Here is a 25864-nt window from a genome sequence, read left to right on the forward strand (position 1 = left end):
GTTTCTCCATGTCGGATGGCGTCCCGGTGTCCGTACCGCGTTTCAGACTGTCGCCCGATCCGCTTCACCCGGCGGGGGAACACTAACGCCTTCCTCGGAATAGGCCTTCAGCTTGTTACGCAAGGTCCTGATGGAGATGCCGAGGATGTTTGCGGCATGGGTCCGGTTGCCGAGGCAATGGCTCAGCGTATTGATGATGAGCTGGCGCTCGACATCCGCCACCGTGCGGCCGACGAGATCGCCGGTGGCTTCGGCAGCCGGTGCCGGGCCATTTGATTCGGGTGCCACCGGTGCAGCGTTCGGCTCGTCGAACGAATCAGGCTCGAACGCATTCGGTGCCGGGGACGATGCCGGGCGGGATGCCGGCGTCGCCTGCAGGGGCGGTGCTTCCTGCGGGGGCGGATTCGTTTGCTCACCGGTCAGGGTGATGGCGTCCACCCCGATTTCGTCGCCGGAGCAGAGCAGGACAGCCCGGTGCATGGTGTTTTCCAGCTCACGCACATTGCCGCGCCAATGGTGGCCTTGCAGCCGGGCGATGGCATCGTCGCTCAACGGCCTGTCGGCCACGCCGTTGGCGTCGGCATATTTCTTCGCGAAGTGGGTTGCGAGGAGCTTGATGTCTGCCGGCCGCTGACGCAGTGGCGGCAGTTGCAGATTGAAAACATTGAGCCGGAAATAGAGATCTTCCCGGAAATTGCCTTCCCGGACATGGCGCTCGAGGTCCCGGTTGGACGTCGCCAGCAGCCGGATATCGACCTTCACCGGCTGGTTGCCGCCGACCCGGTCGATCTCGCGCTCCTGGACCGCGCGCAGCAGTTTTGCCTGCAGGCGGATGTCCATTTCGCTGATCTCGTCGAGCAGCAGTGTGCCGCCATTTGCTTCTTCGAACTTGCCGACCCGCCTGGCGACCGCACCCGTGAAGGCGCCCTTCTCATGGCCGAACAGCTCGGATTCAAGGAGGTTGTCGGGGATCGCGGCGCAGTTCACCGAGACGAACTGCTTGTCGGAACGCTTGCTGCGCTCGTGCAGATAGCGGGCAAGCACTTCCTTACCGGTTCCGGACTCACCGGTGATCAGCACACTGGCGTCGGACGGCGCGATCTGATCGGCGAGCTTGAGGACGGCCCCCATGATCGGGTCCTGGAAGATCACCGAGCTCTGCTCTTCGGTGACTGCCGCGAGCACGGCGGCGATCAGTTCCGCGTTCGGCGGAAGCGGAATATATTCCCGCGCCCCGGCCTTGATGGCCGCGACGGCGGCATCGGAATCGTTCTCGAGCCCACAGGCCACCACCGGCGTGTTGATCCGTTCCTGGTTCATCGCCCGCAGCAATTTTGCCACCGGCTGGGCAACGTCGATCATGACGAGGTCAGCGCCCTGTCCGCTGCGCAGCGCATGCATAGCGCCCTCGACATTGTCCAGGTGACTGACTTTCGCGCCCTTCTTGAGGGCGATCTGACCGGCTGCGCTAATATGTCCGCCAAGTGTGCCGACGATCAGCAATCGCATCTGTCAATTCTCCGGTTTGGGCGGCCGGATAGGAGCCGCCCGGATCTTCACTCGTAATAGTCGAGCCGCTGTGATGGCGGCAGTTTGGTATTCAGCATGCGTTCAAGAAGCCGCGGGTTCTCCTGCCGGGCGATGGACATCGCACAGGCATGGTAGATTTCGCACTCCAGCAGCTCCGCTTCCGCATTACGTTCCAGCTTGGCCGCAATCGGCGCCAGCACCATGTAGGCGAGGATGGCGCCATAGAAGGTTGTGAGCAGGGCAACCGCCATGGCCGGCCCGATCGAGCCCGGGTCATTCAGGTTGCCGAGGAGCTGGATGAGGCCGATCAGGGTTCCGATCAATCCCATGGACGGAGAGACCTCGGCGGCCCTCCGAAGCACGCCGGCGTGACGGTGCCGGATATCCTGTATGGCATCGATTTCCTGGGCGAGAACCTGATCGATCTGGTGTGGTGTGGAGCCGTCGACTGCCATGGCGACGGCGCGCTGCAGGAAGGGTTCGCTGTCGATGGACGGGATGATCGCGTCCAGTGCAAGCACGCCATTGTCCCGCGCGATGGCCGCGAGATTGAGGGATCTTTCGCCAGCCTGCCGCGGATCATGCCGATTGGGAATCAGCGTTTCCAACACAGCGCCGATGGCACCGAACAGTTCGGAAATGCTGTAGGATACGAGAGTCACGGCGAATGTACCGATCAGGACGATCAGGACGGCCGGCAGATTGTAGAACGAACTGACCGAACCACCGAGAACCAGGGCGGTCACAACCAGTCCAAACGCAACGGAAAGCCCCAGGATCAGGGCGATATCGATTGTGCGTCCGCTTGCCGGAACGTCGAACGTTCTGACCCGGGCCGGACGCGGGCGTGCATCGCCATTCTCTACAGTCGCGCGGTCTGCCATCAATTTTTCCTGATCCCGCCGCTTAGCTGCTTCTGTCGGATTTGATGATTTCCGTCATGGTCACGCCAAGGCGTTCGTCGACGATCACGACTTCGCCGCGGGCCACGAGACGGTTGTTTACGTAGATGTCGATCGCTTCGCCAACCTTGCGGTCCAGTTCGACAACGGCGCCGCGACCGAGCTTGAGAAGCTGGCTGACCTGCATGCTGGATTTTCCCAGCACGGCGGAAACCTGAACAGGAATGTCGTAGACCGCCTCGAGTTCCCGCGCGCTGATCTGCTGCCGGGCCTCTTCGGGAACCACTTCGGGCGGTTCCTCCGCGGCCTGCTGCTCCATGGCGGCAGCCATATCCAATTCTTCGAGATCTTCGAAATCGACATCGCTTTCGTCGGACATATCGCTCTCCTCTGGCGGCCAGGTGGCGCTAGTTCTGGATCAATTCAGCTTCGCTGGGATTGCCGTCCTCGTCCACACCCTCGTCGGGTGTTTCCGGGACTGCGTCGAATGTTTCAAGGGAGGACGCCTCGACCGATGCGGGTTCGTCATGCGCCTCATCGTTCTCGGGTTCTGCTTGCTCGTCGGGCAGGGCCTGTTCTTCCGGTTCGGGCACGTCCACCGGCTCAGATTCCGGCGGCATGTCGGAGCCGATATTTGACCGGACGGGAAGGGCGGACATGGTCCGTTCCACCATTTCGTCGATCTCGTTCCAGGTTTCATCCAGTGCCCGTTCGACGGCACCCGCGGCCCAGGATACGCGGCAATCCGTGGCGACAAGTTCCGGGTCACCGACCAGGACGACTTCGCCCTCGTAGCCGACACGGGATGCCATCAGCTGGACCTTGTCACGGAGCGGTGCCTCCAGCTCCGCGGCGACGCGGATCATTACCTTTGGCTGCTCGGTGAGAAACTGGAATGCCTGGTTTATGACATGCTCGATTTGCGGCAGCTCGGAACCGCGTGTCAGTTCCGGCGCCATCTTTCGCATGATTGTTGCCGATAGCCGGACGGCGTCACGCTGCATTTCCCCGGCCCATTGCCGATGCAGCTTGTTCAGGGCGTCAACCTTGCTGAGAACACCTTCGAGGCTGACGGAAACCTGTTGCTCGATACCGGCCATGGCGGCGGACATGCCTTCCTGGCGGCCGAGCTGGTAGGAGGCTTCCTTTGCTTCGTCGACTTCATCCTGGCTGTAGGTTGGTGCCGCGTGTTCCTCGGCTTCCAATTCCGCCTGTCGCGCGGCCTCGGCCGCGCGGCGCATCTTCTCCTGATATTCCTCATCGAAAATATTGTCGAACAGGAAGCGTGATTTTTGCGTTGTCATGCCGCCTGGTCCGTCGAACAAGGCTCAGCGTGACGGTGCCTGGTGATCATCAACCGCCGCCCCCGGTATTGCCGGCTTCCTGGTACATCCAATTCCGGATGATGGCGACAGCTTCCTCCGGATGTTTCTCGACGATCTCGCCGATTTTCTTCAGGGAAGAAGCGCGAACCCGGCCTTCGACCTGATTGATGTCGATCATCTGATCGAGCAGGCTTTCCTCTTCGTCGTCGCCATCCAGAAGTTCGGCCATATCGGCCGTGGCGCCCGGACCGGTCAGCTGGGCGATGGCGTCCGCGCCGGCAATCATGCCGCCGGGCCCACCGCTTGCGGCCAGCGTGGTCGGCATGGATTCAAAGAGACGGGTCAGGACCGGGCGGACGACCAGCAGGATAACGAGAAGTCCGACAACCGCCAGGACCAGGACTTCCGCGAGTTGCAGGAACTCGTCCTTGGAGATGCCGAACAACAGGGATCCGTCGTCGAGGTCCAGCGGCTCAAGCTTGACGAACTGCATGTTGACGACCTCGATGGTATCGCCACGGGTTCCATTATAGCCGACCGCGGAGCGAACCAGCGTCGCGATCTGTTCAAGTTCTTCCGGGGTGCGCGGCTGATAGACCTTGTCGCCGTCATCATTCTCGACATAACGCCCGTCCACCAGGACCGCGACGGAGAGATTTTGAATTTCTCCGGCTTCCTTGACCCGGTTTCGAACGGTGCGGCTGATCTCGAAATTCACGGTTTCTTCGGTGCGGGCGGACTCCGAGCGGGCGGACAGGTCGCCGGCTCCGGCATTAGCCTCGGATTCCGGTAGGTTGTTCTCTACCGAGACCGTATCCTGCTTGTTGCGTTCCTGGGAACTCTCGCTCTCTTCGATTGTCTGTGTCGAGCGCGCGACCTGGCTGTCCGGATCATAGATTTCGGATTGTTCGGTAAAGCGGTCATAGTCGATATGGGCGCTGACTTCCGCCCTGACCCGTCCAAGGCCGACAATGCGTTCGACCAGTTCCTCGACGGCTCCCCGTATCCTGTTTTCAAAGGCCAGCCGCATCTCTTCCGAACTCTGGCCGGGAAGGGTGCCGTCCTCGTCATTCGTGCCCCGGGCCAGCAGTTGGCCCCGGCTGTCGAGGATGGAGATATTCTGTGGTTCCATGTCCGGCACGGCGGCGGCAACGAGATGCTGGATTGCCAGCACCTGTTCGCGGCCGAGGCGGCCCGCTCCCTGCACCTGCAGCACGACGGATGCGCTCGGCTTGCGGCGTTCACGGCTGAACAGTTCGCGCTGCGGCAGCACCAGATGGACGCGGGCACCGCGAACATTGTTCATCGCGCCGATGGTCCTGCCGAGCTCGCCTTCAAGCGCGCGCACCAGGTTCACATTCTGCACGAAATTCGTTGTGCCCAGGCCGTCCGACTTGTCGAAGATCTCGTAACCCATGGTGCCGCCGCCGGGCACGCCCTGTTCGGCGAGAGTCACACGGAGCTTCAGAACCTCGTCCCCGGGGACATAAACCTGCTGGCCACCGGCTTTCAGCTCATACTCGATGTTGCGGGCTTCGAGCTCCTTGACGATGGCGCCGCTGTCACCGGGGTCCAGGTCGCCGTAAAGCAGCGACATCCCGCCGGTTGAGAGACGGGAGGCCAGGAATATGAAGAAGCCGAGGACCGCAACCGCCGTGCCGACAAGGGCCGCGATGCGGATGGGGCCTAGATTCCTGAGTAAGTCGACCAGAGGATTCATGGGTTTTAATCCCCGCAGTTGCGCGCAGCAGATGCCCGAAATTGATTCGGGAGGTTTCTGTCGATATATTGCATTTTATATGTATCTTTCGAAAATTGAAAGAACCCTCTGGGCAAAAACTGCCTAGTGAATATATCTGACTGTGAATCGAAAGAGAACAATTAATTAGAGCGTGAACTTGTGCTATTGGTTAAGGAATAATTGACCGCGAATATTCTTGGCAGCACCGATTGGTCCCCTGGCGTGCGTCGTGGAGCGATAATTATGGCGAAAACCGATTCCCCAAAGCGGAAGTCCAAGGCTTCGCAGTCCGCGTTATCTTTCACGGGGGCGGTAGATATCTCGAAATCCCGTCATGTCGCATTGGCAAACGAGGCGACACGCCTGCTGAGCGCGGGGCAGCTTGAGCCGGCTCGAAAGCTGTACATGGAAATCCTCAATGAAAATGAAGAGGACGTGTTCGCTTTACATGGGGTTGCGCTCGTTGCGCGGGATATGGGGCGTTTGCCGGTTGCCGTCGAACTGATGAAGAAGGCACTCGAGCTCGACCCGCGGAACCCGATGATATCCAGTAATCTGGGTACGATTCACGAAGCAATGAAGAACTATGAGGGGGCATTGGCCGCCTACAAGAACGCCGTTAAATGGGGCATTCGCGACGGCATAATCCACAACAATATCGGCAGCGTTCTTTCTAAGCTGGGGCGCCGGGCAGAGGCTCTGATATCGTTCCGGAAAGCTTTGAAAGAAGGTGTCGAGTTCCCGGAGGCCATGACCAATATGGCGACCATGCTCGGTGATCTCGGTGATTTCAAGCAAGCCGATTATTACTTTCGCCGTGCACTGGAACTGGATCCGGAAAGTGCGCACGCACACCACAACCTCGGCATCGTTCTGCTGCGTCAGGGATTCTGGGACGAAGCGTGGTTCCATTGCGAGTGGCGTATGGTTGCGACCAATCTGGGTGTGCCGTGGAGGAAGTTTCCGCAGCCGCTCTGGAATGGGAACCCGTTTCAGGGTGCGCGGCTCATGCTCTATGCGGAGCAGGGCATCGGCGATGAACTCAGATTTGCGAGCATGATCCCCGAAGCGATCGCCCGGGGCGGAGAGGTGGTCGTCGAATGCGCGCCGCGTCTGGTGTCGCTGTTTCAGCGCTCTTTTCCGCAAGTCAGGGTGGTGCCGGCCAAATACTGGCCGGCGGAAGAGGGCATCGAGCCGTTTGACATTGCCTGCCCGTTCGGGACGCTGGGACGATTGTTCCGGCAAAGCAAGGAAGCGTTTCCGGTTCATTCAGGGTATCTGAAGCCTGATCCGCGGCTCGTGGACCAATTCCGAAAGCGTTTGGAGCAGGCTGGTCCGGGCCCTTATGTCGGCTTGTGCTGGCGCAGCGGGCTCGCGGGTGCATACCGGACGGAATATTATTCGGCGATCGAGGACATGCGCACGCTCATGAAGGTCGACGGCGTGACTTTCGTGAATTTGCAATATGATGCGACGCCGGAAGAACTCCAGACGGCAAAGTCAGATTTTGGCGTTGAACTGGTCGCCTGGGATGACGTGGATCTGAAGAACGATCTGGATAAGGCGGCGGCGCTGACGCGTTGCATGGATCTCGTTGTCAGCCCGGCGACATCTGTCTCGGTCATGGCCGGCGCCCTGGGAGTCGAGACAATCGAATTCCGGCCGTTCCCGATTCCCGACAGTTACTTCAAGAACGGGCGGTGCCCCTGGTTCCCGAGTGTGCGTTATTTCGCAAAGCGGCAATCCGAGAAATGGACCAAGATCCTTCGCAAGATCGCCACTGAAATTGAAGCTCTGAAAGCGTGATTCAGTCTTCGGTACGCAACCGTCGTGAGGCGCGTCGGTAATCTTGCACCCGCGTTGCCCGCAAGGCCCGTGTTCCATGACTCTTTATCAGTTGCCGCCAGTTCGCAAACTCCTCGTGGCTGAGGCTGTAGCGCGCGCAGGCCTGCTCAAGCGTGACCAAGCCGTCCTCGACAGCGCGGACGACCTGCGCCTTGCGACTGACGACCCACCGCTTGGTGTCTGCTGACGGCAAATCGTCAAATGGGTCCTCCGATGCTTGGAGGGGTTCTGCTGCAGTCAGGGTCATCTTTTTATTCGGGTGCTTTTCTGCGGTCATCTTTTCAACGCATGATGAAAATGCCGGTCGTTGATAAAAATAGACCCCGCTCCCTAAAAAATCCTTAAGACCCAGCACTTTCTGTTGTGGGCATCAGCAAAAAAAAAGCCCCGGCAATAAGCCGGGGCGAAATAACTTCGGTAGAAAGTGAATGAAGACAACGCTTATCGCTTGATGCGAATGATCTCGTCCAGCAGTTCGTCGCCGGTGGTGATGATCCGTGTCGCAGCAGAATAAGCACGCTGTGTGATGATCAGATCGGTGAACTCGGTTGCGATATCCGTGGTTGAGTTCTCCAGGGCACCCGACTGGATCCGGCCCGTGCCGCCATTTGTCGGGATGCTGAGGACAATGTCACCAGAAGTCGAGGTGACCCCGTAGGCGTTTCCGTTCGCCGAACTCAACTCGGTCGCGGCGGGTACCGTCCCGAGGGGCAATCGATAGATGTTTCTGGACTGTCCGTTGGCGAAGTTCGCGGCGACCAATCCTTCATCCGAAATGGAAACGCCTGTCAGGGCCGACGGACCGGAACCGTCCTGGTTCAGCAGCGAGGTCTCGAAGTCCCCGTTGAACTGTGACATGCCGGTAGGCTGCCCGAATGTTCCCCAGTTGAGGGTGATCGTGTTGAGCGCAACCGATCGGCTGAATTCGCCGGAGCTCACGGTCAAGGTTTCCGTTGCGGAAGCGTTGGTCGTTCCGGCGGCGCCGGCTCCGATCGCTCTCAGGCTGCCGTCCGGATTGAAGACCATGGTTCGCGCGGCACCGCCGAGCGACATGGAGGTTGCGCCCGTCGAGCCCGGGTTCCGGATCAGGGTGAAATCGTAGGTCCAGGTGTTCGCGGCGGCGGATTTTGTCCAGGTGGTCCGCAGCAGGTAATCGAAGCCCTGGGAGTCATAGATCGTGATGTTTGTCACGACCGTAGAGCTGGTTGCGGTATCTGCCGGCAGGTTGCCGTTGATGGTCACCTCATCCGTCGCGTTCGCGATCTGGCCGAACTGGGACAGGTCAACCGTCTCCAGGCTGGTCAGCAGGTCGCGGGTATTCTGGTTGACGATGTTGCCCGAGACATCGGTGCGCCAGCCCTGCAGGTAGTATCCGGCGGTATTGATCAGACGGCCGTTCTCGTCCGTGTTGAACGCGCCGGCCCTGGTCAGCAGGTATTCATCGTCGGAACCGGGCTCGGCTGCACCATTGATCACGAAGAAGCCATTGCCGTCGACCGCGATGTCGGTCGTGCTGCTGGTACCCTGCAGCAGACCCTGGCGGCTTGGATCCGTCAGCGGCTTGCTCTGCACGCCGCCCGGCGTGAAGGCCGTCGCTGTCGGGCTGCGGGTAACGAGGGTCTGGAAACGTGCCTGGGTTTCCTTGTAGCCGACGGTCTGCGAGTTCGCGATGTTGTCGGAGATGATCCCGAATGCGGTCGCCTGCGACGCAATCGCCGCAACGCCTGCAAAAAGTCCACCGGTAACACTCATGTTAAATCTCCATTCGCTTGACCAGGGCGTGACCCGCTGGCCGTTTCTACCGATGATGCCGGTCTGGCATCGTGGCCGGGGGCTTCTCTCTGGCCGCCCGGTCCTTCCGCTTTAGGTGGCGGAAACGCGTGTTACTTCATTCATTTCGACGATGATCTTTCCGACCATCAGGCTCGGCCCATCCTCTCCGGTAACAACACCGGTCACCAGACCGACAGCTTCGACCTCTGCCGCAATGCCGTCATTGTCAGCGTCGAGTGCATTGATCTGAATTGAATAGGGGCCGTTCGGCAGTTTTTCGCCATCCGCGTCGGTGCCGTCCCAGTTGAACTCAAAGCGTTCGCCCGGAGCGGTCTGGCCAGCTTCAGAATAAACCAGCTGTTTGGCCGCATTGAAGACGTTGATGGTGGTCGCGTTGGCCTCGGATGGCAGCATGTAACCCCAGCTGGCGCCGGCATCGGTGAGGTTGGTGTTGTTGCCGTTGAAGACCACATGTTCGCCGATATAGTTGACCGCCGACGCGTTCGAGTTCGCGGCCTGTGCGGAAACCAGTGACGCCAGGGACTTGTTGGTCTCGATCTGCTGTTCGACGGCGGTGAACTGGACCAACTGGTTGGTCATCTCGTTCGTGTCCATCGGACTGGTCGGATCCTGGTTCTGCAACTGCGTCAGAAACAGCGTCAGGAACTGGTCGCGCTCGTCCTCGAGGCGCTCCTCGGTTGTCTGCTTTGTCTGAAAGATGCTGGCGCCGCTTGTGCTTGAAACTGCATCCACCATGTCATCAGCCTCCTAGGCTACCAGGTTCAACGACCCGTCGTCGCCGATACCGTCGTGTTCTGTTCCGGTGGTGTTCGTGTCCGGCAGCGCATCGCCACCTGTCTGATCACCGCCATCCTGCGAGAGGGGCCCGTTTCCGGAGCCGGCTTGTTGCTGGTGCCTCTCGTTGGTGCCGCCGCCTCTCATCTGAAAGTCGAGCCCGTCGCCACCGGTCTTGAACCCAGCATCTTGCAAGGCCCGTTCCAATTGCTTCGCATCGCGTTGCAAAAGATCCATGGTCTCTGGCTTATCAATAATCACGGTACCCCGAACGCCGCCGTCAGCGCCGAATTCGAGGCGAACCTCGACCTTTCCAAGCTCGGACGGATTGAGCTGGATCTTGATCCTGTCAAGGCCTCCCTGGGCGGCTTTGACCAGCTTCACCCTGACCTGTTCCGTGGCGGGGGTCGGCAAAGTCTGCCGATCCGGAGTAGCCGCCGCGCGGTCTGTTGAAGCTGTCCTGAGCGTGTCCGCGAAGCCGCTGTTGTTGCCCTGGCCCGGAAGATCTGGCGCGCGCGATGCGCTGGTCGATGTGCCGCTCTGGTCTGCTGGCCCGTTGTGGGAGCCGGAAGGTTGCTGCCTGACCTGCGCCAGCTGCTCCGGTGTCGTGACGGCGCCTTGGGGCTGCGCGGCAGCGGCAAAGGCGGTTGCCGCCGGGTTTGTCTGGGTCGACTGCTGCTGGGTAACGGTGGCCGGATTTGGCTGTCCGGTGCCGGCAGGTGTCTTCGTGCCATTGTTCTCGTTGGAGGCCGTCACGGCGTTGCTGCGCTTCGCACTGGCCCCGCCAAGTGCGTTGGAGCGCGGAGCGCGGCTATTCAGCGCCGTTGCGGCCGCGATGGTCTCGGTCGAGCTCGGAAGAGCCTGCTGTTTGCTCGCGCCTTCTGCCGGGATAGTCCGGCTGTTCGCGAAAACGGCCGTATCGCCAGAGGCAGCGGTCTTGATCGGAGCCGAAGAGACGATTTCTATCTTCGGGATGTCTGCTCCTGTTCCCTTTGAGGCTGTTGCTGCGGCCGTCTGTTTGGTGGCCGCTGTGGGCAATTCCTCTCCGGCATTCTTCGGTGTTGCCGCCGGTTGTGTCTGCGAGGTGGCCGGCGCTTGGCCGGCAGCTTTCGATGTTGCTGTTGGCTCTACTGTTTGCTTCGTTTGCCCCTGCGACGCCGTTGGGGGCCAGGGAACCGGAAGCTTGAAGGTGGTTGTATCGTCGCCGGTGCTTGCCCCGGCGGCCGTGGTTCCGGCGGCTGTGGTTCCGGCGGCCGTGGTTCCGGCGCTGGGGCTGCTCTGGGTCAGTTTTTCGAGAGCTGCGAGCTTCGGGTCCTTGGAGGCGGCGGTCTGTTGGACCGCAGCAGAACCAGACGCAGAGGCCGTGTCCTTGGTCGGTCCGCTTTCCTGGGCCTGAACGGAGGTCATGTCATCGGTAGCAGCAACAATCTGTGTTGCCGGCTTTCCCTGCACTTCACCTGCGGAGTTTGCCGCTATATCCGGTCCGGGGACGGGTTTCTTGCTCGTTTCGGGCGCAATATCTTGCGTCGGTGTTACCGGCGCAGCGACATCTGCTTCTTCTGATGTAGGCTGGTCGGCAATAATTTCCGTGCTTTCGACATCAGCGGCAGAGCTCTCAGCCGCCGCGGCACCAACAGGCTTCTCGGTTTTCTCAGTGATATTCGCAGAGTCGACCTGAGCTGCAGGATCTGGGGCCGGTTTTTCGGCGTACGCCTTGCCTTTGCCGGTTTCGGTCTTGCCGGATGTATCGGATCGCGCGACCGCCTCGTCATTCACATTCCGATCGTCCCGTGTACGATCCGGTTTCCGGTCCCAGTCAGATTGGGCGCGTTCCGCGCGCGCTGGATCGGCGCTGCGAGTCCTGTCCGCATCTTTATAGTCATCGAGCCGGAATTTGGGGCGATCAGTGTTGCGCGCCGCAATTGGATCGAAGCCAAGGCCAGTTGCGCGCTTATTGGTGTAACCGACTGTCGGGTTGCTTGTCGTTGATACCGGAGACATCTCTTGCCCTCACGCGTTGTTCTGCGCTGGTAGAAGCAAGGAACGGGCCAGTTTCCAGGCGGCAATAATTGCCTGTTGCCGATCTTTATTGACCGATGGGAGAGGGCACGCGGGGCAGGGGGGCGGGCCGGAGCAGGTAAAATATTCGCGCTCCGCTTCCTGCCGCTCGCCGGCCTGACGCTGAGTTGGCTTGACCCGGTTGTTTGCGGGGAATGGCACGAAACTTGATGGGTGGGATGGGAGAAAAATTGTACGGCGAAATCGTCAAGATCTTCGGAATACCCATAACGTATTGATTTATTGATATAAATAATTTGAATACAATTTTAAATTCTTTATTGACAATGTTTAGTCAAATGTAGATTATGGATGTCATGGGGGATACCCCACCGTCAGCAAAACGCTGACTCAACCTGAGCCCTTAGAAAGAGGACTTGAAACCATGGCTATCCAAAACTCTGTACTGACCAACCCGTCGTCCTTTGTTGCCCTTCGCACCCTGAATGGCATCAACCGTAGCCTCGACGTCACGCAGAACCGTGTTTCCACGGGCCTGAAAGTCGCGGGTGCACTGGATAACGCGTCAAACTTCGCTATTGCTCAGGGCATCCGTTCGGAACTGACGGCGATCGATGCGGTTACCTCGGGTTTGAACAATGCCAAAGGTATCGGTAAAGTCGCGATCGCCGGTGTGACCGGGATTTCAAACCTTCTCTCCGACGTCCGTGGCAAGCTCACCGAACTGGCCAACGAAGGCATCACCACTGCACAGCGCACCATTCTTACTGCTGACTTTAACGAGTTGCTGTCGCAGGCCGCGAACTTCATCGCCAATGCGAGCTTCAATGGTGTGAACCTGATCCAGTCCGGTGCGGGCAACGTCAATACGCTTTCCAACCTGGCCGGTGGATTGCTGAGTCTGACGGCGCAGAGCGCGGTCAACACCCAGGTCGGCAGTCTTGCTGCCGCAACGGTGGCCACCGCAACCAATGCTCAGAGCGTGATTGCGAACCAGTATTCCAACCTTGAGTCCGTTGTGAACACGGCCCTCGGCTCTCTTGGTGCGGAAGTTCGTGCCCTCAACCTGCAGACCACTTTCCTTGAGGAAATCCGGGATGCAACCGACGAAGGTCTCGGCAACATTGTCGATGCCGACCTGGCCCGCGAGTCGGCGCGTCTTACCTCTCTGCAGGTGCAGCAGCAGCTGTCGACGCAGACCCTGGGGATCGCCAACCAGCGTCCGCAGACTCTGCTTGGCCTGTTTGGCTAAGACCTGCTCGAACATATTTTTGCGAAGGGGGCGGCTTTTGCCGCCCCTTTTTGCGTTTCGGGTGGCAGCGACCCGGTTTTCCGGCCATGACAGTGCGAGAAATCGCACATTCCGCAATATCCGGAAACGGGTGTAAATTTCGAATAATTTCAATATTTTAGATTGACGCAACCGGGGGTTATCCGAGGTTGGGTCAAATCACCCATCCATATTAATCTTTTAGCAACGGTTTTGTGTGCTAATATTGTCCTATCCGCTCAAAGAAGCGGGTTTTGCTCTGGGGGCTTGCCCCCTAAATACTGCGGGAAAAATCCCGCTGTCCTTAGAAAGAGGAGGCCAAAAAATGGCTGTTCAAAATTCCATCCTGACAAATACGTCAGCATTCACGGCGCTTCGTACCCTGAATTCCATTAATCGTAGTCTTGATACCACACAGAACCGTGTTTCCACGGGGCTGAAGGTTGCGGGTGCTCTCGACAATGCCTCTACCTTTGCCATCGCGCAGGGTATCCGGTCTGAATTGAGTGGCATTGATGCGGTTACTCAGGGGCTGAACAGTGCCAAGGGTATCGGTAACGTTGCGATCGCCGGTGTGACCGGTATCTCCAATCTGCTTTCCGACATCCGCGGAAAGCTGACCGAGCTTTCCAACGAAGGTATCACGACTGCGCAGCGAAACATTCTCACGTCTGACTTCAACGAGTTGCTCTCGCAGGCTGGTAACTTCATCGCCAATGCTTCCTTCAATGGCGCTAACCTGATCAATTCGGGTGCGGCCAGCATCAATACGCTCTCGAATCTGGCCGGCGGCACGTTGTCCCTGACGGCGCAGAGCGGAGTCAACACTCAGGTTGGCAGTCTTGCTGCTGCCACAATTGGTACGGCGACCAACGCTCAGAGTGTTATTGCGAACCAGTATTCGAACCTTGAGTCCGTCGTGAACACGGCGCTCGGCTCTCTCGGTGCGGAGGTTCGGGCCCTCAACCTGCAGACGCAGTTCCTTGAGCAGATCCGGGATGCGACTGAAGAAGGTCTCGGCAACCTGGTCGATGCTGATCTGGCACGTGAGTCTGCACGTCTTACGTCTCTGCAGGTGCAGCAGCAGCTGTCCACGCAGACCCTGGGAATTGCAAACCAGCGTCCGCAGTCTCTGCTCGGCCTGTTCCGTTAACAGCGGACACTATCTTCAAGGAAATCGGGGGAAGAAATTCCCCCGATTTTTTTTTTGGAAAATTCTTAGACCTGCGAGCAGCCGGTGTCTGTTTTTTCCCGACTGAGCTTTCGTAACCTTGTCTGTACTGTTAGAGGTGTGACGAAGCGCATTTTCCGAATTGCCTAATTAGTGCTATGAATATGCGTCGTAGTCGATTGCGCGGGTTCAGAAGAATGCCATTGAAAATCAATGTGAAGCCGGGTGAAAAATTTGTCGTGAACGGCGCTGTCATGGTGGCCGGAAAAAAGGGTGCGTCTCTCGTCCTTCAAAATGAAGCGACGATCCTTCTCGGCAAAGACATCATGCAGGAAGAGGATGCAACGTCACCCGCAAAGCGGATCTATTTTACCATTTTGTTAATGTATCTCGATCACGATGACCCGGATCAATATCGAGGCATGTTCCTCGAACTGGTTGAGAGCTTTCTCGAAGCGACAACCTTTAAAGAAGTTCGTATGACATTGTTGAACCTGGTTCAGGATGTGAATGAAAAGCGCTTCTACAGAGCTTTGAAAACCTGTAAAGCCCTCATAAATTATGAGACTGAAATCTTCAAGATTGGCACGCCAGAGGTGGCTGGGAGTTAGTTTATGTCCGGCATTGATGCCTACAGGAAGACGATAAATCAAACCGCGACGTCGCGCGATACGGAGTATCGCTTGCTGGCGCAGGTCACGTCGGAATTGATTAAGGCCATTGGCAACAAAGATGGTGCCGGCAACGATCCGACCAAGATGTCTCAAGTTGCATCGGCACTGAATTGGAACAAGCAGGTATGGGACGTGTTTGTCGAGGATTGCGGCACTGCGGGCAATCAATTGCCCCGGGACCTGCGTGCGGCAATTGTCAGTCTCGGCATATGGGTCACAAAGGAAACGGCCCTTGCGCTCGAAGGCGAGGGTGACATCGATTCCCTGGTGGCTGTAAACCGGGATATTATGAAGGGATTGAAACCTTCGCCGGCAGCTGAGAATCAGACGACGCCAAAGCCGGGCAGCGCGGTGGGTTCCATTCTCGATCAGGCTTAACCCGGGACTTCTTGATAGTATCGCCGTTGATGTTTAAGCGTTGTGGAGTTGCGGAATGACTCCCGATCAGCGGAGTGCCTATCTTTCCAAATTACTGGAAAACTCTCTCGCCGCTCATCAAACCGGTGATTTTGACATTGCTGAATCCGGGTACCGTGAGGTGCTCGACGGGTTTCCAAATCATCCGGTTACCCTCGATCTTTTTGGAACGTTGCTGTTTCAAACAGGCCGCGCCATGTTGGCCCTCGCGCCGCTTGAGAAGGCCGTGGGGCTCGATCCATCTCGCGGCCCTGCATGGAATCATCTGGGGGCGGTGCGCGCGTCATTGTCTGACTATCAGGGCGCAATGCACGCGTTCCAGTCAGCGGTGGATACCGATCCGGACAATGTCGATGCGTGGATTAACCTTTCGCGGCTTGCAGAGCAATGCGGAGAGCGTGTTCTTGCAGTAGATGCTGCGCGGAGCGCGGCAGGCCGTCAGCCGGAGTGGGTCCAGGTTCAGGCACGGCTTGGCGCTGCACTCTTGCACTCAGGGGCCGAAAGCGATGCGGTAGACCCGCTCACGCGTGCCATATCTCTCTCGCCGCTTGATCCTGAACCCTACCTGCATTTGGCCATTGCGTTCTCGACGCTTCACTCAAATGAAAACGCTGAACGGGCGATCAGGAAATGCATGCTCATTGCTCCTGACAAAGTCACTTCATACCCGCATTTCCTCCTGTTTCAGAAATCCAAGGAGCCTGGTGTCGGGGCTGTCGACGGGGTTGCGTGGGCGCGGCGCGCGACCCGGATCGCGCCGACCGACCCGCATTTATGGACGCTTCTCGGCGCAGAACTGATACATCATCAGGAAATCAATGATGCGGTTCGGGAGACGCAACGTGCGCTCATGCTCAATCCAACCGACAGCATGGCAATGTTCAACCTGCCGAATCCTTTGTATCGTATGGCCAGACATGAAGGCGCGCGGGCGGCCGGTTATCGCGGGCTAATTGTCTCGCCGGATGTGGTGGAATTCCACCTCATGGTGGCGGAAGCGGAATTCGCTCTCGGAAACAGTTCCGTTGGCTGGAAGCATTTCGATGTCCGCAGAACGGCGCGGTTCGGCTCGGAGCGCATCGAATTGCCCCCGTTCTGGGAGGGCGCCGGCGATCCTGGCCGTTTGCTGGTGGCCGCGGAGCAGGGTGTCGGTGACGAGTACATATATCTCTCCATGCTGCCGTCGCTCCTGGAGTGCTGTTCGGATGTTACCGTCGAATGCGACAAGCGAAACCTGCCTTTGTTCCAGAGAAGTTTTCCCGGCATTCAATTTGTAGAACGCCAGATTATCGGTCGCGAAAACGCAGATCCATATTTCGATTACAGGCCCCTGAGAGCGGAGCGCACCTTCGATCACGCTGTTCTTGCCGGTTCTCTTCCCGGCATTTTTCTGCAGGATACATCCAAGCCCGGCCCGGCCCGGGTGTTTGACGTTGACCAAGAGGAGCGTCAGCGCTGGAGAGAGCGTTTTATGCAAATGGGCGGGGGACCATGGGTCGGTCTCTGCTGGCGCAGTGGGCTGGGCGGCGGGTTTCGCGATCAGCTTTACTGCAACGCGGAATCCATGGTGCGGGCGCTTGGCGCAGGTAAGGCGAACTATGTCAGCCTGATCTACAATCTTCAGCCCGGAGAGCTGGACGCAGCCCGACAGGTGGATGGATGTGTCATCTATGATCCGGAAGGCATCGATCAGAGAAACGAGTTGGATCGCGTGGCAGCCATGTTGTCTGCTCTGGATGCCGTAGTATCCGTGGATACGGCCGTCTGTCCCCTCGCGGCGTCGATAGGAATCCCGACCATCCGTCTGGGCTGGAGCCACCTGCGCCTAAGTGACGGCCATGACGCTGTGTTTGGCTCGTGTCATCCGACGACCAGTAACCTCGAACGCTTTGAGGTTGACGTCTCTTTGCGCAGGGCAGGGATTGCATTGCCGAAAATTCTCGAAGAGTCCGGCCGCGGTAAATAGTGTCTTGCTCCAGGTGCAAAATATGCCGGTGATGGCGTGCCCTTCTTGATCCACGCTTTCTTGGTTGGATCATCTTCAGGTAAAAAAACAATATAAATCAATAAATTAAGGTTTCCTCTCTGGTTGGCCTGACTATTGCGACATGAAGGTCGAGATAGTGGTTCGTCGCTATTCCTACCCGGCAAAAAAGACCTTGTTCAAGAAATGAACTCGGAGCCGACGGTCGGAGGCGACGCGAAGAGAGAAGGAACACTAGAGATGGTTAGCAACTCGATTCTGACGAATCCGGAGGCTTTGGTCGCTCTCCGAAATCTTGAGCGGACCAATTCCCTTCTGGCGCAGACACAGGATCGTGTCTCGACTGGCTTGAAGGTGACGGGAGCCGAGGACGATGCATCGAACTTTGCGATCGCGCAGGGCATTCGCGGTGATTTGCGCGCTTTAAGTGCCATTCAGCAGGGGCTGAATAACACCAAAGGTATCGCCCAGGTTGCGCTCTCCGGCACCACCTCGATCTCCAACCTGATGCAGGATGTCCGCCAGAAACTGACGGAACTGTCGAACGAAGGTATCACGACGCAGCAGCGCAGCATTCTTCAGGATGACTTCAACGAGTTGATCTCTCAGGCACGGAACTTTGTTGCGAACGCGGTATTCAATGGCGTGAACGTGCTGGATACCTCGACGGCAATCAACACGCTGTCAAACCTGAATAACGATACGATCACGCTCCGGGCACGAAATCTTCTGACCGACATCAATTCGCTCGGCGGTGCAACACTGGGTACTGCGACGAATGCCCAAAGTGTTCTGACCGCGCAGTATTCCAACCTGGAATCGACGATCAATATCGCTCTCGGACAGCTCGGCGCCGATACCCGCGCCCTGAACTTCCAGACAGAGTTTCTGACGGCGGTCAGTGACGCGACGGAAGAGGGGCTAGGCAACATCGTCGATGCCGATCTCGCCCGCGAGTCCGCTCAGCTCACCGCGCTGCAGGTGCGCCAGCAGCTTGGTATTCAGGTTCTCAGCGTTGCCAATAACGCGCCGCAGGTTCTTCTCGGCCTGTTCCAGTAAGCGGCAATGTAAACGTTCTCGGAGAGTTATAAGATGCGTCGAGGGTACGCCGCTTATTCCAATGTTCAGAGCAAGACCGAGAGCAATCAGCAGATTGAGTACCGTTTGCTCGGTCAGGTCACGAGCGCCTTGCGCAAGGCGCAAGAGGACTCCGCAACGCTGCAAGACCGGCTCAATGCGATCCTGTGGAACGCAAAAGTCTGGGACGCATTTCTTTGTGATCTTTCCGAACCGGGAAACCATTTACCCGAACAGCTAAAGAACAGTCTTATCCAGCTTGCCCGCTGGGTTGCGCAGGAAACCGAGCTTGCCATTGAGGGCAAGGCGGAACTGACAGCGATGATCAATGTCAACCGGCAGATCATGGAAGGTCTTCAGGATCAGTTTCGGCTGGCTGAGGCGAGCTAGTCCAGGGACATGTGCTGCGCGGCGGGACTGTTATCGACCTGCCTGTTCAAGCATCCGGATCAGGTGCGGTACGGCCTCATCGACAGCAGGCTGCCAGGAACGATCCCCGTTTTTTACCAGACTGCATTCATTCGGAAACCAGGGGTCCGCGTTGGCTCCAAAGAAAATTGCTCCACATTGGGAGTGAAGACCGATCGACGGAGTTCCGACGGCACCTGCAATCATCAGAACTGATGTATTCGGTGATATGACCAGATCGAGAGCGGCGATCATTGCTGCCAGCCGGTCCAGTTCCTCTCTCTGATCAATCCCACGCGGCAGATAGAGCTGCCGGTTGGAGATCGCCTGTATGGCTGCGATTTCAGAATCAGAAACGTCATATTGCAGGCAAACAGGAAGAAAGTTCCCAACCGTCATTAACGAGGCGATTTCTGTCGAAGTCGGATAATTATGCCGTGCTCCCTGTCGACGCATACCGCTGCGCCAGCAGAGTCCGACGGACTGTTCATGCTTGTTTGCGCTAAAGGTGTTTTTCCAGCACCTGACTTCATCGGAATCCGGCAGGAGATACCCGGCATGCGTCGGAAAATCGGCAATGGATGTGCGGACATGGTTTGGTAAGTCAGCGAGCATGACATGCCGCCCGATGTGCAGCGCCGCGACCGAGCCGCTATAATCGGCGCTGCTGGGCATGGTCTCTGAACGCGCGCGCTTTTCGATGACGGTTATGTCTGGGAAGGATCGTGCAAAAAGGGGGACAAGCCGTTTGTCCGCTTCCAGAATGACGGGGCCGCGAAAGCGTTTCTGGATGTCGGGGATGCAGGATACGAAACGGATCTCGTCACCGATGCCTTGTTCCTGGCAGATCAGCAGAGCCTTGCCGTCGTCGCATGGCGTTCCGTCCCATGCTTTCGGTAACCCGACCCGTTCAATGCGAATCTCGGCTTTGCAATGACGCCAGAAATTGCGTGCCTGACCGCGTTCGATCTCGCCCGCAGCCAGTAAGGCGTCTGTGAAGTTATGCTCAAGGTCCGGATTTCCCGGGTCGAGCAGCCGGGCACGCTCGGCGCTTCTGACAGCGTCCTGCATACGCCCGGTTCTGCGTTCTACCAGTTGCAGATTGTTAAGCGTCGGCGGCGCGGCCGGGGTGAGCAGCAGGGACTTTCGGTAGGAAAGAACTGCCCGGCTCGCCTCAAATGCATCGTAGTGAGCGCGGGCCTTCTGAAAAAAATACACGGGGGCGAGTTCTGCTGCGCCGGTAAGGGGCCGCATCGCTGCCAGGGCTTCTTCCGGTTGTTCGAGATCGTTGAGCACTGAAACGTAGGACATTCGCCATGTCCGTTCATCCGGACGCAGGGCCAGTGCCTTTTTCAGAAGTTTGCGTTCCGAGACAGGATCGTCGTTAAGCCGCTCAGCTTCGGCAAGATTTCTCCAAGCTTCCGGTTGATCCGGCGCGGCCGTCAATGCGTGGTGCAGATGGCGGCGCGCGTCATCAGCGCGATATTCCATCAGGAACACACAGGCGAATCGATTCAAGCAGTTCGCGTCATTCGGAGTCAGCAGGAGCGCCTGTTTGAAACAAACTGTGGCGCTCTTCAGGTCGCCTGTCTGGAACTGCGCCAATCCGTGAAAATGCCAGAACGGCGCCAGATTCCGCAGCTGTGACGAAATTGAATGATAGATCTTTTGGGCATCCGCGATCTGGCCTGCGGTGTGCAGGGCCAACGCATCCTGAAATTTCTGAATCGCGACGGCTTTTGATTCTTTTGGCATGCGCCGATGCTGCACCAACTCGGATGCGCCGGAAAGTTTTTCCGGCACCTTTGCAGTTTAAAACTGGCCCGCTTCTTGCTTTCTACTCCGTGAGGCACTTTGCCTATAGAGACTTCGGAGGTGATAGCCACCATGTCAATCAGCAGCGCACTAACTGCAGCAACGTCTGGCCTTACCGCGGCGCAGTCTCGGATCGATGTGGTTTCCCGCAACGTGGCGAACGCTGCGAACGAGGACTACACACGGAAAAACCAGAATCTGCAGACCCGTATCATTGGCGGTCAGGCGCAGGGTGTGGATCTTGGTGTGGTGGTGCGCACGGTCAATGAGGGCCTGCAGAAAGATATCCGCGCTCAGCAGGCGACAGTTTCCGAACTGACGGTTCTGGATACCTATCTCGAACGGCTGGTTGAGGCTTTCGGTCGTCCGGGCGACGACAACTCGGTTTCAGCAAAGATCACCGATCTCAAAGAAAAACTTCAGGCACTGTCGATTGCGCCGGAACTGGGCGCGAACCAGGCCGAGGTGCTGCGCGCGGCGGAATCCGTGGCCGCAGAATTCCAGGACATGACGCAGACAATCAGCAATCTGCGCAAGGAGGCCGACCGGGCGATTGCGGACACTGTGGGTCTTGTGAATACGGCCCTGGAGAATATCGAAACGCTCAATGACTCGATCGCCACCCGCAGGACCCAGGGGCTGACGACCGCCGACCTTGAGGATAGCCGCGACAAGTTCGTCGAAGAGCTGTCTCAATATATGAACATCAACGTGATTGAGCGGTCGAATGGTGAGTTGACCATCCTGACTGGCGACAGCCGGCTGCTGCTCGACGATACGATGTTCCCTCTGACGTTCGTCGAAACGTCCTTGTTCACTGCAACGACTGCCGGTCAGCCCTTGCGGATCGAGGACGGTCTTGCCGGTGTGGCCACGAACCCAGACATCTCAAGCGAGGTGTCAGGCAGGGATGGCGAACTGGCGGGGTTGCTGCGGATACGCGATACCTTGCTGGTCGAGGCTCAGGATCAGCTCGACACGTTGGCGCATGAACTGGCGAACGACCTCGATACCTTCACGATCAATGGCACGACGGCCGTGGTCAACCTGTTCGTCGATGCCGGCGGCACGGTTCCGGCGGACGCGCTCGGTAATGAACAAGGCTTCGCTGAAGTCATTCGGGTCAATCCCACAGTGACCGGGACGCCTTCTTTCCTGGTGACCGGTAATACCGGGGATGTGGCCAACACCTACGTCTCCATCGGTGCCGGTGACCATCGTGTCGCGAACGCCATGCTTGATGTGTTTCAGGTTACCCAGACCTTTGTCGCGGGGTTCGGATTGACGGCCAGCAATAGTATTGAAGGCTTCGCAGCCGAACTGGTCGGTTTCCAGGCGAACCAGCATGCAACTTTTGAAAGCCAGCTCACGTTCGAGACGAATTTCCGCGATACCCTGGTGCAGACTTACCGGGACGAAACCGGGGTCAATACGGACGAGGAACTTGCGAAACTGATTGAGCTTGAAGCCGCCTTCGCGGCATCGGCGCGTGTCTTGCAGACTGTCCAGCAGGCTCTCGACGAAATCGTCAACATTATTCGATAGAGGGATTGAGCTGATGCGCATCGCTACCCTGACAATGTCACTCCGGGCGCAGAACACTGTCCTCAACTTGCAGAATCAGTTCTCGCGGGCGCAGGAGCAGGTTTCTACCGGGAAAATCTCTCAGATCTATAGTGGATTGAGCGGTGACGACGCGCGCGTTTCCATTCAGTTGCGCGAAGAGATCCAGACCAAGGAAACCTACGTCAAGACCATCGAGCAGGTCCGGACCCGGACCAAGATCATGGAAGCGGCGCTGACCGGGATACAGGATCTTGCGGAGCAAATGCGGGTTGAATTGATCAATCAACAGGAAGGCAAGTTCGACGATACGGCTCCCGTGCTGAAGCAGTTCGCGGATTCCGCCATTGATCAACTCGTCAGTCTCCTGAATAGCCAGTCCGAAGGCCGGTATCTGTTCAACGGTACAGATGTTTCCACACAACCTCTGCAGAACGCCACGACTCTGAAAACGGCAGCTTTCGCCGCTATTCCGGCTCTTGCCGTCGGAAACTCGGCGGCCGTAATCGCCGCCTCCGCGACTCAATTCGGGACCGATGCGAACTGGAACAATGTTGCCGGGATTGTGCCCGGACAAACCAAGCCCTTCGCGTTCACTGCGGCGGAAGGTGTGCGCTTGGAGTTTGGCGAGCTTGCAAATGACAATGCGACCTTCGAAGAACTCTTCGAAGTATTCGCAATCTTTGCCGATGTGGACTTTGCGGCCGGCCTGGACAACGACTACCGCGCCCTGGTCAATGATGGATTGACCAGGGTTGAGGCCGCGGCGGACGAGATTGGTCTGATGGTCGCGTCACTCGGCACGACGCAGGCTCGGATGACGGATATCGAAGCCCAGCACAAAGACGACAATACATTGCTGACGAAGCAGCTCGACGGGGTGGAGAATGTGGATCCCTTTGAAGCGGCCGCGGAGTTTCAGCTGATTCAGGGCCAGCTACAAGCCGCCTATCAGACGACTGCGTCACTGCGCCAGTTGTCACTCGCCAATTATCTGTAAACAGAGCGGGGCGCTCTTCGGTAAGTCCAAGCAAGAGCGGGGATTGTCCCCGTAGTGCGGAGTTTGTCTAAATTGCATCTTTAAGTGTCTATGACTCGACATTCCGATTGCTGAGTGATATATATATCTGCAGTTGCCTATGAAAGGCACGTTAGCTGTCTCCAGAATGGAGGTCGTCATGGTCGAGATCCTCTCTGGGGCGACCGCCGCACGATCTGTTGCGCAAGCCGTTCCATCGCCGTCGCTGAAAGCGCCGAATGCTGACGCTGGCAATGTATCCGCAAGTATCATCTCCGATTTTTATTTAAGCCCTGTAATCCGGTTTGATCCGGAATCCCTTTCTGTGATTTTTGAGCTTCGGGATAGCCGGTCAGGCGAGGTAACCAGGCAATTTCCGCCGGAACGCGCCGCGCGCGCGCTTGAGGAAAGTGCCAGCCTTGCAAAGGAAACCTCGACCACGACAGAGCGGACCGTCGACACTGCTGACGCGGTCGACGAGAAAACCGTCCAGATCCCGGGGGGTGGCGAGTCGCGATCAGGTGCCGGTTCGGATCAGGAAGTCGATGTTCTGATCTGACACGGTGTGAAGTTTCGAGTGGATGTACAAGCATGTCTCGCGTAAGTGTGCAGAAGGGCGAGGACCACAGGTCCGGCGCCCTTATTTCGTGTCTGGGCTAAAACACATGGGTGATGTAGGGCTGAACATTCATGAAATTCCCCTACAGTTCCAAGTATGTTACGAATCCACAGGATGGATTTGAGAGTTCCGATGGAGGAGTCCAGCGTGGTGAATGAAGACGCGATTAATGAACTGCTGAAACGCGGTATCAAGCATCATGAAGCTGGCGAAGTTGCTGAAGCGCGAAATGTCTATCTAGAGATCCTTGAAAGGGATCCTCAGAATCACCAGGCACTGGATCTCGCCGGCTTGTTATGCATGCAGTGCGACGAGCTTGACGCTGCGGCCGATTTCTTCACCTCCGCTATTGAGCTCGATCCGGATTCCGGTCGCTATCTTTGTCATGCAGGCACCCTTGAGTTGCATCTTGGCAATTTTGAAAAGGCCATCGAATTTCTCAGGAAAGCAATCGCCCGCGATACTGAAATCAGCGAATCGTTCCTGTCTCTTGCACTGGTATACCGGGCGCAGAATGAAACCGGTGAGGCAATCACCGTCTTGGAAGACGGGCTATCCCACGATCCCGACAACAGCCGGCTTCTCACCTGGCGCGGAATTCTCGAGGTTGATCGGAACGATTTGCCGAGTGCCGCCGAATTCCTGCATCAGGCAATCAGCGCCGACAATGAAAATATCGAAGCGATGATGCATCTTGGAAACGTGATGATGGAGCTCGACGAGCTGGAAATCGCGGAGCGTTGTTATGTCTCGATCAAAGAGCGTTCACCAGGCGACATCGGCACCCGCTGTCGCCTCTCCGTCCTGCTTAAACGTATGGGTAAACGCGACGAATCGATAAAGGAACTTGAGGCAGCGTTTGTCGCGGCGCCTGCGGAGAGCGATACTTTCAACGAAATCGCACTCATGCTCGAGGCGCTCGGAAATGACGATGATGCGATCGTTGCAGCTGAACGTGCCGTGGCGCTCAATTCCGGCGATGCAGCAAGTTTCAAGCTGCTTGCACGCCTTCACAGCAAGGCTGGCAACGTCGAAGCGGCTAAAGATGCTGATGAGCGGGCGGCGGCTCTTTCTTGACCGTTTTCAGGTTTCCAACAGGCTGACTGACCAAGCAGCGCTAGGCTCTAAAGGCTTTTGCTGACTGCTGCAGTCGGCTGGGCGAGAGGCGCATAGGCTGCGTAACCTGTCCGCGTCTTGCCGAAGGTTGGTGTATCCGCATTAATCCCGCGTTGCTTGCGGACCGACTCCATAATCAATGAAACAACTCGTTCCGCGGCATCATGGCTGGAACGGAGTGCCAGCATGTTGTCCGAAAGTGCACAGCGGAAACGTTGATAGAGATCCCGCAGTTCGGCCCTCTCGTCATCCGGGACGTCGTCCAGCACTTCCGGATGGTTCCGCATTGCCGTCTGATGCTTGTCATACGTGATGGAAAGCTGGCGTTTCCGTGCCTGCAGCTTGTCCAGGGTTTTGAATTCGCGCTTTTTCAGCAATGCGGTTTCTTCATTCAAGAGCTTCATGAGACCGATCATGCTCTCTCGGAAAGCTTCAACGATGGCATGGTCAAGCATCTCAATTCACCTCCTGCAGCGAGATCAACTGTCGCTCAATTGAATCTGCAAGTCCAAGGCCGCCATTGCCGGCCATCGTCTTCCCATACTCGTCTACCAGCAGGTCTCGGTAGATGCTTTCAGCCTGACCGCCACCGAACATCTCGTTGGTTTCCATGCCCTTGAACATGTGACCGAGCATCTGGGTAATGAATATGGCTTCAAAGTCCTCGGCGGCCTTGCGGATTTCTGTCTTGTCGCTGCCAACGGACTTTAGCTTCTGGACGGCGGCATCGGTCCGGGCGGTCTGCGCCTGGGCGCTGGCGGCGGCGGAATCAGCGAGGGATGTGATCTGCATCTTTCTGCTC

The 25864-nt window shown here is 57.7% G+C and carries 24 protein-coding genes; 12 read left to right on the forward strand and 12 right to left on the reverse strand.

Translation table 11 applies throughout. The features are described 5' to 3' along the window. Window positions 1-42 precede the first annotated feature (42 nt). The 5 genes from RH950_RS06835 to fliF are packed head-to-tail and all read right to left on the reverse strand — an operon-like array spanning window position 43 to window position 5477. Window positions 43-1509 carry a sigma-54 interaction domain-containing protein gene (locus RH950_RS06835; RefSeq protein ID WP_350055013.1) on the reverse strand — a complete coding sequence of 489 codons (1467 nt, stop codon included), beginning with the start codon at window positions 1507-1509 and terminating at the stop codon, window positions 43-45. A gap of 47 nt (window positions 1510-1556) precedes the next feature. Further along, on the reverse strand, window positions 1557-2414 hold the full coding sequence (locus RH950_RS06840) for a motility protein A (protein ID WP_350055015.1): 858 nt from the start codon (window positions 2412-2414) through the stop codon (window positions 1557-1559). A gap of 22 nt (window positions 2415-2436) precedes the next feature. Beyond that, window positions 2437-2811 carry a flagellar motor switch protein FliN gene (fliN, locus tag RH950_RS06845; RefSeq protein ID WP_350055017.1) on the reverse strand — a complete coding sequence of 125 codons (375 nt, stop codon included), beginning with the start codon at window positions 2809-2811 and terminating at the stop codon, window positions 2437-2439. A 28-nt stretch (window positions 2812-2839) separates the two neighbouring features. After that, window positions 2840-3736, reverse strand: a complete 897-nt coding sequence (locus tag RH950_RS06850) for a FliH/SctL family protein (RefSeq protein WP_350055019.1) — start codon at window positions 3734-3736, stop codon at window positions 2840-2842. Window positions 3737-3785: 49 nt separating this feature from the next. After that, window positions 3786-5477: a flagellar basal-body MS-ring/collar protein FliF gene (fliF, locus tag RH950_RS06855; protein WP_350055021.1), complete on the reverse strand. Its 1692-nt coding sequence runs from the start codon at window positions 5475-5477 to the stop codon at window positions 3786-3788. A 264-nt stretch (window positions 5478-5741) separates the two neighbouring features. Here fliF and RH950_RS06860 point away from each other — a divergent pair, with 264 nt between their 5' ends. After that, the gene (locus tag RH950_RS06860; RefSeq protein ID WP_350055023.1) at window positions 5742-7304 is read left to right on the forward strand and encodes a tetratricopeptide repeat protein; all 1563 of its coding nucleotides are present in this window, start codon (window positions 5742-5744) and stop codon (window positions 7302-7304) included. Between the two features lies 1 nt (window position 7305). On the opposite strand, the gene sciP is transcribed toward RH950_RS06860, so the two are convergent. The 4 genes from sciP to RH950_RS06880 form a co-directional block, all read right to left on the reverse strand. Continuing rightward, the gene (gene sciP, locus RH950_RS06865) at window positions 7306-7620 is read right to left on the reverse strand and encodes a CtrA inhibitor SciP (protein WP_350055025.1); all 315 of its coding nucleotides are present in this window, start codon (window positions 7618-7620) and stop codon (window positions 7306-7308) included. A 164-nt stretch (window positions 7621-7784) separates the two neighbouring features. After that, window positions 7785-9095, reverse strand: a complete 1311-nt coding sequence (locus RH950_RS06870) for a flagellar hook protein FlgE (RefSeq protein ID WP_350055027.1) — start codon at window positions 9093-9095, stop codon at window positions 7785-7787. Between the two features lie 111 nt (window positions 9096-9206). After that, window positions 9207-9872: a flagellar hook assembly protein FlgD gene (locus tag RH950_RS06875; protein ID WP_350055029.1), complete on the reverse strand. Its 666-nt coding sequence runs from the start codon at window positions 9870-9872 to the stop codon at window positions 9207-9209. 12 nt (window positions 9873-9884) lie between these two features. After that, complete coding sequence (locus tag RH950_RS06880; RefSeq protein ID WP_350055031.1) at window positions 9885-11912, reverse strand: flagellar hook-length control protein FliK; 2028 nt, start codon at window positions 11910-11912, stop codon at window positions 9885-9887. Window positions 11913-12354: 442 nt separating this feature from the next. On the opposite strand from RH950_RS06880, the gene RH950_RS06885 reads away from it, so the two are divergent. From RH950_RS06885 to flaF (RH950_RS06915), 7 genes are all read left to right on the forward strand, one after another. Then, on the forward strand, window positions 12355-13182 hold the full coding sequence (locus RH950_RS06885; protein ID WP_350055033.1) for a flagellin: 828 nt from the start codon (window positions 12355-12357) through the stop codon (window positions 13180-13182). A gap of 343 nt (window positions 13183-13525) precedes the next feature. Continuing rightward, window positions 13526-14353, forward strand: coding sequence for a flagellin (locus RH950_RS06890; protein WP_350055035.1), 828 nt, complete (start codon window positions 13526-13528; stop codon window positions 14351-14353). A gap of 215 nt (window positions 14354-14568) precedes the next feature. Then, window positions 14569-14982 carry a flagellar biosynthesis repressor FlbT gene (locus tag RH950_RS06895; protein WP_350055037.1) on the forward strand — a complete coding sequence of 138 codons (414 nt, stop codon included), beginning with the start codon at window positions 14569-14571 and terminating at the stop codon, window positions 14980-14982. A 3-nt stretch (window positions 14983-14985) separates the two neighbouring features. Beyond that, window positions 14986-15423: a flagellar biosynthesis regulator FlaF gene (gene flaF / locus RH950_RS06900; protein WP_350055039.1), complete on the forward strand. Its 438-nt coding sequence runs from the start codon at window positions 14986-14988 to the stop codon at window positions 15421-15423. 55 nt (window positions 15424-15478) lie between these two features. Continuing rightward, window positions 15479-17428: a tetratricopeptide repeat protein gene (locus RH950_RS06905; RefSeq protein ID WP_350055041.1), complete on the forward strand. Its 1950-nt coding sequence runs from the start codon at window positions 15479-15481 to the stop codon at window positions 17426-17428. A gap of 258 nt (window positions 17429-17686) precedes the next feature. After that, window positions 17687-18505, forward strand: coding sequence for a flagellin (locus tag RH950_RS06910; protein ID WP_350055043.1), 819 nt, complete (start codon window positions 17687-17689; stop codon window positions 18503-18505). Between the two features lie 33 nt (window positions 18506-18538). Next, window positions 18539-18913, forward strand: a complete 375-nt coding sequence (gene flaF / locus RH950_RS06915) for a flagellar biosynthesis regulator FlaF (protein ID WP_350055045.1) — start codon at window positions 18539-18541, stop codon at window positions 18911-18913. Between the two features lie 30 nt (window positions 18914-18943). On the opposite strand, the gene RH950_RS06920 is transcribed toward flaF (RH950_RS06915), so the two are convergent. After that, on the reverse strand, window positions 18944-20734 hold the full coding sequence (locus RH950_RS06920; protein WP_350055047.1) for a tetratricopeptide repeat protein: 1791 nt from the start codon (window positions 20732-20734) through the stop codon (window positions 18944-18946). Between the two features lie 84 nt (window positions 20735-20818). On the opposite strand from RH950_RS06920, the gene flgK reads away from it, so the two are divergent. From flgK to RH950_RS06940, 4 genes are all read left to right on the forward strand, one after another. Beyond that, window positions 20819-22291, forward strand: coding sequence for a flagellar hook-associated protein FlgK (gene flgK / locus RH950_RS06925; RefSeq protein ID WP_350055049.1), 1473 nt, complete (start codon window positions 20819-20821; stop codon window positions 22289-22291). Window positions 22292-22304: 13 nt separating this feature from the next. Beyond that, window positions 22305-23309 carry a flagellin N-terminal helical domain-containing protein gene (locus RH950_RS06930; protein ID WP_350055051.1) on the forward strand — a complete coding sequence of 335 codons (1005 nt, stop codon included), beginning with the start codon at window positions 22305-22307 and terminating at the stop codon, window positions 23307-23309. Window positions 23310-23487: 178 nt separating this feature from the next. Continuing rightward, window positions 23488-23886, forward strand: a complete 399-nt coding sequence (locus RH950_RS06935) for a hypothetical protein (protein WP_350055053.1) — start codon at window positions 23488-23490, stop codon at window positions 23884-23886. Between the two features lie 192 nt (window positions 23887-24078). Continuing rightward, window positions 24079-25023, forward strand: coding sequence for a tetratricopeptide repeat protein (locus tag RH950_RS06940; protein WP_350055055.1), 945 nt, complete (start codon window positions 24079-24081; stop codon window positions 25021-25023). Between the two features lie 47 nt (window positions 25024-25070). On the opposite strand, the gene RH950_RS06945 is transcribed toward RH950_RS06940, so the two are convergent. Together RH950_RS06945 and RH950_RS06950 are read right to left on the reverse strand one after the other, a co-directional pair. Beyond that, complete coding sequence (locus RH950_RS06945; protein ID WP_350055057.1) at window positions 25071-25517, reverse strand: hypothetical protein; 447 nt, start codon at window positions 25515-25517, stop codon at window positions 25071-25073. 1 nt (window position 25518) lies between these two features. Next, window positions 25519-25854: a rod-binding protein gene (locus RH950_RS06950; RefSeq protein WP_350055059.1), complete on the reverse strand. Its 336-nt coding sequence runs from the start codon at window positions 25852-25854 to the stop codon at window positions 25519-25521. Window positions 25855-25864 lie beyond the last annotated feature (10 nt).

Origin of the sequence: Nisaea sp., assembly GCF_040217065.1 — a bacterium.
In the GTDB taxonomy this organism is placed as follows: domain Bacteria; phylum Pseudomonadota; class Alphaproteobacteria; order Thalassobaculales; family Thalassobaculaceae; genus Nisaea.

Coding starts and splice junctions, on each gene's coding strand:
- RH950_RS06835 (WP_350055013.1), bottom strand. CDS start 1,509: ATGCGATTGCTGATCGTCGGCACACTTGGCGGACATATTAGCGCAGCC.
- RH950_RS06840 (WP_350055015.1), bottom strand. CDS start 2,414: ATGGCAGACCGCGCGACTGTAGAGAATGGCGATGCACGCCCGCGTCCG.
- fliN (WP_350055017.1), bottom strand. CDS start 2,811: ATGTCCGACGAAAGCGATGTCGATTTCGAAGATCTCGAAGAATTGGAT.
- RH950_RS06850 (WP_350055019.1), bottom strand. CDS start 3,736: ATGACAACGCAAAAATCACGCTTCCTGTTCGACAATATTTTCGATGAG.
- fliF (WP_350055021.1), bottom strand. CDS start 5,477: ATGAATCCTCTGGTCGACTTACTCAGGAATCTAGGCCCCATCCGCATC.
- RH950_RS06860 (WP_350055023.1), top strand. CDS start 5,742: ATGGCGAAAACCGATTCCCCAAAGCGGAAGTCCAAGGCTTCGCAGTCC.
- sciP (WP_350055025.1), bottom strand. CDS start 7,620: ATGACCGCAGAAAAGCACCCGAATAAAAAGATGACCCTGACTGCAGCA.
- RH950_RS06870 (WP_350055027.1), bottom strand. CDS start 9,095: ATGAGTGTTACCGGTGGACTTTTTGCAGGCGTTGCGGCGATTGCGTCG.
- RH950_RS06875 (WP_350055029.1), bottom strand. CDS start 9,872: ATGGTGGATGCAGTTTCAAGCACAAGCGGCGCCAGCATCTTTCAGACA.
- RH950_RS06880 (WP_350055031.1), bottom strand. CDS start 11,912: ATGTCTCCGGTATCAACGACAAGCAACCCGACAGTCGGTTACACCAAT.
- RH950_RS06885 (WP_350055033.1), top strand. CDS start 12,355: ATGGCTATCCAAAACTCTGTACTGACCAACCCGTCGTCCTTTGTTGCC.
- RH950_RS06890 (WP_350055035.1), top strand. CDS start 13,526: ATGGCTGTTCAAAATTCCATCCTGACAAATACGTCAGCATTCACGGCG.
- RH950_RS06895 (WP_350055037.1), top strand. CDS start 14,569: ATGCCATTGAAAATCAATGTGAAGCCGGGTGAAAAATTTGTCGTGAAC.
- flaF (WP_350055039.1), top strand. CDS start 14,986: ATGTCCGGCATTGATGCCTACAGGAAGACGATAAATCAAACCGCGACG.
- RH950_RS06905 (WP_350055041.1), top strand. CDS start 15,479: ATGACTCCCGATCAGCGGAGTGCCTATCTTTCCAAATTACTGGAAAAC.
- RH950_RS06910 (WP_350055043.1), top strand. CDS start 17,687: ATGGTTAGCAACTCGATTCTGACGAATCCGGAGGCTTTGGTCGCTCTC.
- flaF (WP_350055045.1), top strand. CDS start 18,539: ATGCGTCGAGGGTACGCCGCTTATTCCAATGTTCAGAGCAAGACCGAG.
- flgK (WP_350055049.1), top strand. CDS start 20,819: ATGTCAATCAGCAGCGCACTAACTGCAGCAACGTCTGGCCTTACCGCG.
- RH950_RS06930 (WP_350055051.1), top strand. CDS start 22,305: ATGCGCATCGCTACCCTGACAATGTCACTCCGGGCGCAGAACACTGTC.
- RH950_RS06935 (WP_350055053.1), top strand. CDS start 23,488: ATGGTCGAGATCCTCTCTGGGGCGACCGCCGCACGATCTGTTGCGCAA.
- RH950_RS06940 (WP_350055055.1), top strand. CDS start 24,079: ATGGAGGAGTCCAGCGTGGTGAATGAAGACGCGATTAATGAACTGCTG.
- RH950_RS06945 (WP_350055057.1), bottom strand. CDS start 25,517: ATGCTTGACCATGCCATCGTTGAAGCTTTCCGAGAGAGCATGATCGGT.
- RH950_RS06950 (WP_350055059.1), bottom strand. CDS start 25,854: ATGCAGATCACATCCCTCGCTGATTCCGCCGCCGCCAGCGCCCAGGCG.